Origin of the sequence: Okeania sp. SIO2B9, from assembly GCF_010672505.1 — a bacterium.
GTDB lineage: Bacteria > Cyanobacteriota > Cyanobacteriia > Cyanobacteriales > Microcoleaceae > Okeania > Okeania hirsuta.
On record NZ_JAAHGK010000083.1, the window covers coordinates 1 to 10,737 of the forward strand.

The 10,737-nt window shown below is 34.4% G+C and carries 6 protein-coding genes; 4 read left to right on the top strand and 2 right to left on the bottom strand.

The annotated features are described in order from the left end of the window. From F6K13_RS05230 to F6K13_RS05240, 3 genes are all read left to right on the top strand, one after another. On the top strand, nucleotides 1-850 hold an 850-nt coding region (locus tag F6K13_RS05230), incomplete at its 5' end, for a class I SAM-dependent methyltransferase (protein ID WP_287286958.1). Between the two features lie 49 nt (nucleotides 851-899). Beyond that, nucleotides 900-2,756: a sulfotransferase family 2 domain-containing protein gene (locus F6K13_RS05235; RefSeq protein WP_124143964.1), complete on the top strand. Its 1,857-nt coding sequence runs from the start codon at nucleotides 900-902 to the stop codon at nucleotides 2,754-2,756. Nucleotides 2,757-3,275: 519 nt separating this feature from the next. Then, entirely contained in the window at nucleotides 3,276-8,357 is a 5,082-nt protein-coding gene (locus F6K13_RS05240; RefSeq protein ID WP_287286959.1) for a glycosyltransferase, read from the top strand. Nucleotides 8,358-8,372: 15 nt separating this feature from the next. On the opposite strand, the gene F6K13_RS05245 is transcribed toward F6K13_RS05240, so the two are convergent. After that, the gene (locus tag F6K13_RS05245; protein WP_287286960.1) at nucleotides 8,373-8,852 is read right to left on the bottom strand and encodes a DNA-binding protein; all 480 of its coding nucleotides are present in this window, start codon (nucleotides 8,850-8,852) and stop codon (nucleotides 8,373-8,375) included. Nucleotides 8,853-9,350: 498 nt separating this feature from the next. Continuing rightward, on the bottom strand, nucleotides 9,351-9,725 hold the full coding sequence (locus F6K13_RS05250) for a hypothetical protein (protein WP_287286962.1): 375 nt from the start codon (nucleotides 9,723-9,725) through the stop codon (nucleotides 9,351-9,353). 192 nt (nucleotides 9,726-9,917) lie between these two features. Between F6K13_RS05250 and F6K13_RS05255 the strand changes: the two genes are divergently transcribed. Continuing rightward, nucleotides 9,918-10,451, top strand: a complete 534-nt coding sequence (locus F6K13_RS05255; RefSeq protein WP_287286964.1) for a hypothetical protein — start codon at nucleotides 9,918-9,920, stop codon at nucleotides 10,449-10,451. Nucleotides 10,452-10,737 lie beyond the last annotated feature (286 nt).

Sequence of the window (10,737 nt, forward strand, 5' to 3'; positions counted from 1 at the left end):
TAATGTCTTTAATCCTTCTTTTATGCTTCCTACCAAAGAATACATAGATCGAGTTAATAGAAATAGTGCTTTTAACTTTCAGTCTAATGCTTTCAAGTGGTTAGGATATTTAATTCAAAGAACAGGTATCAAACCTACAGATAGTATTCTTGATATAGGCTGTGGAATAGGAGAAATTGCCTACGGTTTGACTTATTACTTAACACCTAGAGGGCGTTATGAAGGTATTGAATTTTCAGAAAAAGTAATTGATTGGGCACAGCAAGAAATTACTTCCAGAAAGCCCAACTTTAACTTTCAATGGCACAATATTTATCATCCTATTTATAATACTGAGGGAACTTTGCCTATGAGAGAATTTACATTGCCTTATCCAGAAGCAAGTTTTGATGCGATTTGTATTAGTAATTTTTTTACTCATTTGTCTAGTATCGATATGCGTCATTATCTGCATCAAATTCAGCGAGTTTTAAAAGTTGGAGGAAAGTGTTTATTTGCCTGTTTTTTAATTAATTCTGAATCTGAAAAGTTAATTACTGATGGCAAGAGTTCTCAGAATTTAGTATATGAAGTAGAAGGTGGTTTTTGTTTAGATCCAGAACTCCCAGAAAAGACTTTAGGTTTTCAAGAATCTGTACTAATTGATTGGATAAAAGAAAATGGCTTAACTATTGTAGGCAAATATTATGGTTCATGGTGTGGCCGTAAATCTTTTACTCATCAAGATTTGTTAATTGTAGAAAAAAAAAATGAACTTAAATCAAAGTTATTTAACCACCAGTTTTCCTTAGAAAAATACAAGTCTAAATTAGAAAAAATTAAGGTTAAAATTGAGGCATCAAAATCTTAAAATCAACCAGATTTAAGCACAATATTATTCTTCAATATTTAACCAAAAAATGAGTCAGATAAATCAACCTCACCGACCAGAAGAAGCAAAGGCAAAAGTTATTTCAATTCATGTACCAAAAACTGCTGGTACAACATTTAAACAAGTTTTGAGGCAAATATATAATCTAGAAGAAATTTTCTTTGACTATCCAAACAGGGGACGTTTACGTAATAAAATGTTAATCAATCCCAAGCCAGAAGTTAAAGTAATTCATGGTCATTTCACTAGTAGTAAATATGATTATAAATTTCCAGAGTTTAGAAAAATTATTTGGCTCAGAGACCCAATCAAGAGATTAATCTCTTTTTACTTTTTTTGGAAGACTTGGCAAATTTTATTAGAAAGTGATGAACAAAATTTATCACCGGTCAAAGAGTCTAATTTGACATTTATAGAATTCGCCGAAAAACCAGAGATGCAGAATGTAATTAAATCAAAATTTGTTCAAGAGCAAAAATTAACAGAATTTGACTTTGTCGGGATTCAAGAATTTTTTCCTGAAGATTTACATGAACTAAAATTAATACTAAACTGGCCAGAATATAAACTTGAAACCCAAAATACCAATCCCTATCCAGGGTACAAGTTATTATTAGAAGAAGTATTATCTAATCAAGAAATAGTAGATAAAATATCAACTATAAATGACGAAGATATAGAACTTTATAGAGAAGCAGTAAGTTTGCGGGAGACCCGGAGAAAAACATCAAAAATACAATACTACACTCAAGAAAATCTCAAAAATTTATCATCTGGAAAACAACAAATTACCCAGAAAACAACAAAAATTAATCCTCTACTTACTTGGGGTTCTATAGACAGGGCAGTCATTCAAAATCAAGTGTTGCACTTATCTGGTTGGGTTGCCTCCCTTGATGCTGGTATGGTGGAAGGATTTAAAGTTGTTATTGGTAATCAAGTGTTTAGTTTTTTTGAACAAACTCTCAATATACCCAGTCCAGATGTAGAAAAGGTTCATCCTAATTTAGATAGTGCAAATAATGCTAGATTCCGTCTCAAAATACTTTTAAATCAACAGCAAATTAACCAATTAAAGTATTCATTAATTACTTTAACTCCTCAATTTAAGCTTGGTGAGGGTTTAATTTTATTAAAGGTATTAACACCACTTTTGCCACTGCCTGAAGAGAAAGATATAAAAATAATTGATGTTGATGGAAGCGGTGAATTTATTCGTACTTCCTTCAAATTACTAGGAGATTTAATTCAGAGATTAGGTTTACAACACACAGACCATATTCTGGATGTTGGTTGTAATATTGGTACTGTTGCTTATGCCTTAGTTCATTATTTACATCTTTCTGGTCGTTACGAAGGTTTTGATATGGTAAAAAAATTGATTTCCTCAGTACAAAAGGAAATTACAACACGCAAACCTAACTTGAACTTTGACTGGCATAATATTTATCATCCTTTGTATAACTCCACTGGCACAATATCAGCAATTAATTTTACTTTTCCTTATCCTGATGAAAGTTTTCATTGTGTCTGTATGTCTCATTTATTCACTCATTTACAAAGTCTGGAAGTTATGCACTATCTTGATGAAATATATCGAGTTTTGAAGCTTGGAGGGAGATGCTTATTAATTTGCTTTTTAATTAACTCAGAATCAGAACAGTTAATAGCTAAAGGCAAAAGTTCTCAACAGCTTATTTATGAGATAGAAGATGGTTTTACTAAAGATATTGATTTACCAGAGAGAGGGATTGGTTTTAGGGAAAATTTACTATTAAAGTGGATAAATGAACGAGGGTTTAATGTTCTAGAAAGATCTTATGGTTCTTGGTGTGGTCGGACTTCATCTGTTAAAGAAGATTTGTTAATTTTGGAAAAAAAATAGACTTCTTAAAGACTTTTTCAGCAAACCCTAAATAGATCCTAAATGGGTTCTCTATAAGGGAATGTGCGACCCCTCCACTACAAGCTAGAAGTCGGGCATTTAAACCCAAGCTTTTAGTGCGCTGATTCGCTGAGTACTGAAATGCTGATAAGTAGGTCGGTGTTGAAAATTATCGTTATGAAAAGGCAGGAGGCAGAGGGCAGAAGGCAGAAGGGAAGAGAGTTTTTGGCAAATTTACTTTTCGTTACTAACTTGCTGTTTTTTTGCACCGTTATACTTAGCTAGTTAATATCATTAGAGCAAAGATAATAAATAATATATAGCAAGTTCCACCTTGGTGAGGTACACTCATCGCGGGCAAGATGCCCGCACTGCAAAATTGAATTGTTAATATCTGCACTTCATATACTTGGAATCTGCTGTAAGACTATAATCAAAGTAATAAATTAACTAACATTTGCCCAATCTATCCAACCACTAACTGTTTACTAAAAAATAATTTAGCAGAATCTTATCAATATGGAAAAAGTTGAAATAGTACAGAAAAAAACGACACAACTAGCAGCAACTACAGGATTTTTAGACCAAGTAGCAATCGAAAATGAAACTGTTTGTTTAAGTGGATGGGTTCTTTCTTTCGAGCCTGAATCTGTCACTAATTTTAAGATTGTATTTGGCAGTCAACAATTAATAGGATTTGAATTAACTCAAGGTCTTCCTAGTCCTGGAGTGAAAAAAGCACATCCAAATATTTCTGCTGCTAATAATGCTCGGTTTATTATTAGATTGCCAATGAATAAACAGCAGCAACAACAATTTAAAGATGCTCTGATTATTTTAATTCCTCTAGTTGCCGACCGTGAAGGAGAACCTTTATTAAATGCAGTTAATCCGGCATTATCTGCTTTAGTTAAAACATCACAACCAAGTAATTTACCAACCAAAACTCCTCGAGTAGAACTTATTTCTGTTCATGTACCAAAAGCAGCCGGAACAGCTTTCAGACAGGTTTTATTACAGGTTTATGGAACTCAAGGAGTTCTGACAGATAAAACTAATATGTTTGAAGATAATATGCCAGCTACTATTCATTGGCAGACTAAAGTTATTGAGGGTCATTTTCGCGCGGGTAAATACGATAAGTTATTTCCTGAAACTAAGAGAATTACATGGTTAAGAGAACCTATCCACAGATTAATTTCTGATTACTGTTTTCGCCACATCTCGAATCCTACAAAGGAGTATCTAAATAAACAAGATTTATTGAAGTTTGCTGAAAATAACAGTAATCTTATGGCTTATTGTGTGAATGGTAAATCTCTGGATTATTTTGATTTTGTGGGGATTACAGAATATTTTGAAGAGGATTTACTGGCACTAAAAAATCTTCTTGGTTGGTCAGATTATCAAGTTATTTACCAAAACAGAAATCCTTATCCAGAATATCTTGAATTTCGGAAAGAGGTTTTATCAGACAAAAAATTAATGGATGAATTGGCAAATGCTAATAGTCAAGATATGGAACTTTATGCTGCAGCTTTAACATTACGAAACGAAGGAAAAAGGAAGAAGGAAGAAGGAAGAAGTGACATTAATTTACCAGCAGAAAATATAGTTAATAATCAAGGAAGAGGAAAGAAGGAAGAAGGCAAAAGTGGAATTGATTTATCTGAAAAAAATGTAGTTGATTTGGAACCATATACAGTGCCAGAAAAAACAAAAATATTAGCAACGTTGGGTTCTTTGGATAGGGCAGAATTTGACCGTCAAGAATTATTATTAATAGGTTGGGTAGTTTCTCGTAATTTAGGAGCAGTAAAAAGCTTTCAATTAACTATTGCAGATACTGAAATAGAAAATTTTGAAACTGCCTTAAATTTACCAAGCCCTGATGTGAGAAAATTACATCCGAATCTTCATAATTCTGGCAAAGCAAGGTTTCGTATTAAGGCATCTCTTAACTCCGAACAAATTTCACAATTCCAAAATGCTGAGATTGCTTTAACTCCTATATTTAAAGAAGGCAAAGGTCAGGTTTTGTCTAAAGTAAAGGAAGGAAGAGGGAATAAGGAAGAAGGAAGAAGTAATGAAGTCAGAAGTGAACAAGAAGTTAGAGGTGAGGAGGAAAAAGTCAAAAGTCAAAAGTCAAAAGTTAGAAGTGAACAAGAAGTTAGAAGTGAGGAAGAAGACAAAAGTGGAATTGATTTACCAGAAAAAAATGTAGTTGATTTGGAGCCATATACAGTGCCAGAAAAAACAAAACCATTAACTTTTTCTAAAGCACCCATAGTTCAAGAACAACCAAAATTCATTCCACCAATTGAACCAATTACAACCATAGGTCATCTAGATCAAATAGCGAAAGCCAATCAAAAATTAATAATATCTGGATGGGTGGGTTCTTACAATTTTGGTTCTGTAGAAAGCTTTAAAGTTTTCATCGGCAGTCAAGAATTTTGTTCTTTTGAACAAAAATTAGGTCTACCTAGCCCAGATGTAGCAAAAGTTCGGACTAAGCTTAATAATGCTGAAAATGCTAGATTTAGTCTGGAAATACCTCTGACAAAGGCAGAACTTCAAAACTGTCAAAATACTCTAATTAATCTGACTCCAATATTTCAAGGACAAGAGGGAGAAATTTTGTTTCAACTCTTTAATCCATCCCTGCCAATTCCTGACGATAAATATATAGAAGGAAAAGCAATTAACTTTATCCAAAGAAGCTGCAAATTTTTAGGCGACTTTATCCAAAGAGTAGGTCTTCAACCCACTGCTGAAGTTTTGGAAATTGCTTGTGGAGTTGGGAATATTGCTTATGGTCTAGCCTATTATTTAAAATCTCCAGGTCATTATGAGGGGAATGACTTTTCTGAAGAATTAATATCTTGGGCACAACAGAATATTAGCAGCCATAAACCACATTTCAATTTCCGTCAGATAGACTCAGATTTGAAACTTCCCTACGACGACAAAAGTTTTGATTTTGTTTTTATCGGTTCTAGATTTACTCAGGTAGGTGGGAGTAAGATTCGTAATTATTTAGATGAAATTTATCGAGTTTTAAAACCAGGTGGTCGTCTCTTATTCCAATGTTTCTTAGTTAACCATGAGTCAGAACAATTAATATCTGAAGGCAAGAGTTCTCAACCTCTTATTCATAGACTTCAGGAAGGTTTTACTAAAGACCTAAATTCACCAGAAAAAGGGATGGGTTTTCTGGAGTCTTTATTATTGGAGTGGGTTATTAATGCTGGTTTCAATGTATTAGGAAAATATTATGGTTCTTGGTGTGGACGAGTGGGTAAGAGAAGTTATCCAGATATGGTAATTCTTGAGAAGGAAGAAGTCAGAGTAAGGAAGGAAAAAATTGAGAGTTTGGTTAGAGAAGAAGTAGGAAATAAGCAGTCAGAAAATTTACAGGAGTTGGAAAAAATAGATAGCGATCCCTCCTCCGAACAACTCAGAGTAAATCAGGAAAAAATTGAGAGTTTGGTTAGAGAAGAAGCAGGAAATAAGCAGTCAGAAAATTTACAGGAGTTGGAAAAAATAGATAGCGATCGCTCTGAGGTTTTGCAGAATAATTTACCATCAGAATCTACTTTAAAAATTACTCCTGAGTCTAAGTCTTCTGTCTCTCCTTTACTGGCGGAAATAATGGCAGATTTGGAGAAATCGCAAATAGAAATCCAAGAAATTCAAGCCGATCTAGAAAAGTTCAAATCTCAAAAGGAAGATATTCCTGTCAAGAATCTATTTCCTGTAGAACCAGATTCCTCAACTACGGCTAAAAAAAAACTTCTAACTAAACCCTTAGAAGAAGTTACTCAAAAGTCAAAAAATCCTACTCCCCCACCCAAACAAAAACAGGAATTATTGGGTTTATCCGGAGTAACAGTTGAAAATTTCTGGGAAATTATTTTAGTAGAAGGAAGAAGAAAGAAGGAAGAAGAAAGAAGAGATTTTTCTGATATAGAAGGAAAAAGGAAGGAGGAAGAAGGAAGAGGAGATTTTTCTGAATCTTTGATAGAAGGAAGAGGAGATTACTCTAAACCTTCTATTAGTATTCTTACTCCAACCTGGAATTCATCTTTAGATTGGTTTGTGGAAACAGTTTTAAGTGTTCTTAACCAATCTATCCCTAACTGGGAATGGTGTATTGTTGATGATGGCTCGAAACAACCAGAAATTAGAAATGTTCTTGCAGGTTTAGCACAAAAAGAACCGAGAATTAAAGTTCTCTTTTCAGAAGATAATTGCGGAATTAGTGCTGCTACAAATAAAGCTTTAAATATGGCTACAGGAGAATATATTTGTTTATTAGACCATGATGATACTCTGGCTCCCACAGCATTAGAAGATAGTCTGAATAAACTGGCAGAAGGATTCGATGTAGTTTATTCCGATGAAGATAAAATTGATTTTTCTGGATTAAATTATATTGTTCCATTCTTTAAACCTGACTGGTCTCCTGAATATTTTCGTGGTGTTATGTATGTCGGTCATTTATTATGTGTCCGTCGAGAATTAGCTTTAACTGCTGGTGGTTTTAATAGCGAATTTGATGGAGTACAAGACTATGAGTTTATGTTACGAGTTTCCGAGCAAACTAATCAAATTGCTCATATTTCTCGACACCTTTATCATTGGCGACAAGTTAAAGGAAGTATTTCCGGAGATGCCGATGCTAAAGCAGGTATTGAAGTAGTACAACAAGCTGCTGTTAATTCTCATTTACAAAGAATTGGTTTAGCAGCAAAAGCAGAACCAGGGGTAGGTAAACATCGGATAAATATTAATCCTTTACCTAGAAATAATCATCCTTTGATTAGTCTAATTATTGCGGCTCCTAATCTTTCAGAAAATCTTGATAAATGGTCGAAAAATCTTTTGTCTGTTTCAACTTATCCCAAAAATGAAGTGATTTTAGTTGGTGGGGAAAAAACAGAAAATGTTATCCAAAATTCTGAGGTGAAAGTTTTAAATCTATCAGGGCAATTTAATTATTCTCGTGCTTATAATCTGGCTGCCAAAACTGCCCAAGGAGAATATTTTATTTTCCTCAATACTAATTTAGAAGTTGTTACTGAAGATTGGCAACGACATCTTTTATATTACGCCGAACAATCTGATATTGGTGCCGTGGGAGGACTATTAATTTTCCCAGATGGAATTGTTGAACACGCAGGTATTGTATTAGGAAAATCTGGAAAAGTTGATTATCTAATGCGAGGTTTTCCCTCTAACCATGATGGTTATGCAGGTTCTTTAGTTTGTGCAAGAGAAGTATCTGCTTTAAGTCGAGATTGTTTGATGGTGAGTAGGCAAAATTTTGAAATAGTTGGAGGTTTTAATGAACACTTTTTCTCTGATTATCAAGATGTTGATTTGTGTTTGAAGTTGAGGAAAAATGGCAAGCGAATAGTATTTACCCCCCGTAGTGTTTTAATTAACCATCAATCAGAGAAACACAGACAAAAAAATTATGATGTGGTTGACTATATGTTGCTATTAGACCAACGGCAAATTTATATGGATTTGGGAGACCCATACTATAATCTGAATTTTGATATTCAACGTAACGATTACACTGTCGTTTTGTAGTTGTAAACCTACTTTTTACTCATCAGTTAAAGCCCATTTGTTATCTATTTTTAAAACTCCCTCTTGATAATCAACCATGGTAACTGCTGCCAGAGTTTCAATCCAGACAGTGGCACCACAACTGTGAGGTTTATTTGCTCGGTACACAATCCGACAGGGACCATGAATTTCGGCTTCATGGCCGGTTGCTAAATTTTCCGTACCTTCTTTGACCGAAAGAACTGTCAAATCAGTATTTTTCTTCGTTGTATTAATTCCAATGTGGTTGCGGTTGAAGTGAACTGTGTTCTTGCCACAGCGCTGATGGGAACTCCAACGTGGTTTCGGACCTTTTCTTCTGCGATGTATTCTTGGCATTCCTTCGTGTAAGGGAATTACCCAAGCTCTATTATTGATTTTCCTGGCTCCCTGTATACGACCTTCCTTAAGCAATACTCGTACTCTCTGAGTAGATATACTTAAAAGACTTGCTGCTTCTGTGGTGCTGACAAACATGATTTTTTTTATTGCGACTATCGCAATAGTACATTAGATAGGTGAAATTGTAATTAGTGGGATGAAAAAATTTATTAGATGTATAGAAAAGTTTTAAAAATGAAAAAAAAATTTTTGAGATAGATATAGACACTCGCAGCTTAAAATCTGTGGCCCAAGACAGATGATAGAAAGAGAGTAGTGGACCGACACAGCTAAAATGGTGCATTAGAATCCCCAGCCAAAAGTGACTATTTAGACTGACAAGTGATCGCTAAAAATAGATAGTTAAAAATGAGCGATCGCTAAAAATAGATAGTTAAAAATAAAAATGAGCGATATAGCTGCCGCTAGGCTCCGCCAACGCTAAAAATGTGTGTGCATTAGAAAATGGGGGGATGCGGGATTGGAATGACTGGGTGATGTGGTGATTATCAAAAAGCCTAATGCACTATTTTAGGTGAAACGGTCCACTACTAGACTGGACTCTTTTTACTACAAATACTTGAATACTTTTATTTACCACTGCATCAGTGAATCTATTTTATCTCGAAGTGACATTGCAGAACTAGAACAACTATTAAAACAAATAAGGTCAACTTTTACTTCACCATTACGAGCGCAGATAACGTCAAAAACGGCGTTATTTCCTTGCGTAAAACGTTCAGCCCAGTCAGGAACTTTTTGAATTTCTCCTTGATTTACTAAAAATTCCATTATCGGAAGAGCTTTGTTATAACAACTTGATTCATCTTTGGTACTCACTGGATTCCAACCTGTGGTTCGTCCAGTTCCTGTTTGTGCATTTGCTTCTTTAGGTAAAGAACCAATTATTAAAGCAAAAGCTGTAACAGCAACAAATAGTCTGCTTGTGATTGTATTAGTAGTTTTCATTTTCATCTAACCTTGCTTGTATAGGTTTTACCGTATATGCTTATATACTTGTCTATTCTAATTCGCTCATTTTCATATCCACAAGTCGGAAAAGAGCGGATAAAAACGGAGATTTTGTTAAGAAAATATAAAAAGGACGGATAAAGAAGGATAATAGCGGATAAGCTTTTCAGAAAAATTAATTCTAAGACAATGGACTGGCAAACAGTTTTAAATTCAATTGATGAGTTAGTCTTTCAGCAAACTGGAAAACACCTAAATAATCTACAAATGGGAATTTTGAAAGGTGTTCTGAATAACGAAAAATATAGAGAAATTGCAGAACAATATAAATGTTCTAATGGTCATGTTAAAGATGAAGGATACGAACTCTGGCAACTTTTATCGGAGATTTTTGGGGAGAAGTTAAATAAGTCAAATTTTATCGCTACAGTCGAACGTTTAGGATTTACAAATTCTCAACATCAGATTATTGGCAACCCAGTACAAATTGGCAATCTAAATCTTTGCCCTAATTCCGAAACTACAGAATTAGAAAATATTAATGCTGCAAATACTCAATCAAATTACAAAAAGACAACTTCTTGCCAACCCATCGTTGAAAATGTCTTATACAAAACTAAATTAAATACTGTTTCTAAATTAATCAAACTCGGTTTAACCGCAGAGCAAATTGCTGAAGCGGTAGATTTACCATTAAATGAAGTACAACAACTAATGGAGTAAATTTGTCAGTATGATAAGTCAGGCAAGTTTAGCGATCGCCTCTCGTTTACCTAAAATCTTTTTATCAGGATCTCTCTCCTTACCAAAAAATGAGGTCCAAAGCCTCCCCTTTTATGGGGATGAAAAAGCGGTCGTTTGCGGAGCAGTCCGTTAGGATGGGATGGCGAGGTTTCCTCGCCATATCCAATCGACCAAGAGAATATTCAATCCAGTATTTTCAAGCCTCCGGCTTTAGTGGTCGGTACTGATAACTGATAACTGAAATGACCCCCCTTTTTTTAAGAGT

Coding starts and splice junctions, on each gene's coding strand:
- F6K13_RS05235 (WP_124143964.1), top strand. CDS start 900: ATGAGTCAGATAAATCAACCTCACCGACCAGAAGAAGCAAAGGCAAAA.
- F6K13_RS05240 (WP_287286959.1), top strand. CDS start 3,276: ATGGAAAAAGTTGAAATAGTACAGAAAAAAACGACACAACTAGCAGCA.
- F6K13_RS05245 (WP_287286960.1), bottom strand. CDS start 8,852: ATGTTTGTCAGCACCACAGAAGCAGCAAGTCTTTTAAGTATATCTACT.
- F6K13_RS05250 (WP_287286962.1), bottom strand. CDS start 9,725: ATGAAAACTACTAATACAATCACAAGCAGACTATTTGTTGCTGTTACA.
- F6K13_RS05255 (WP_287286964.1), top strand. CDS start 9,918: ATGGACTGGCAAACAGTTTTAAATTCAATTGATGAGTTAGTCTTTCAG.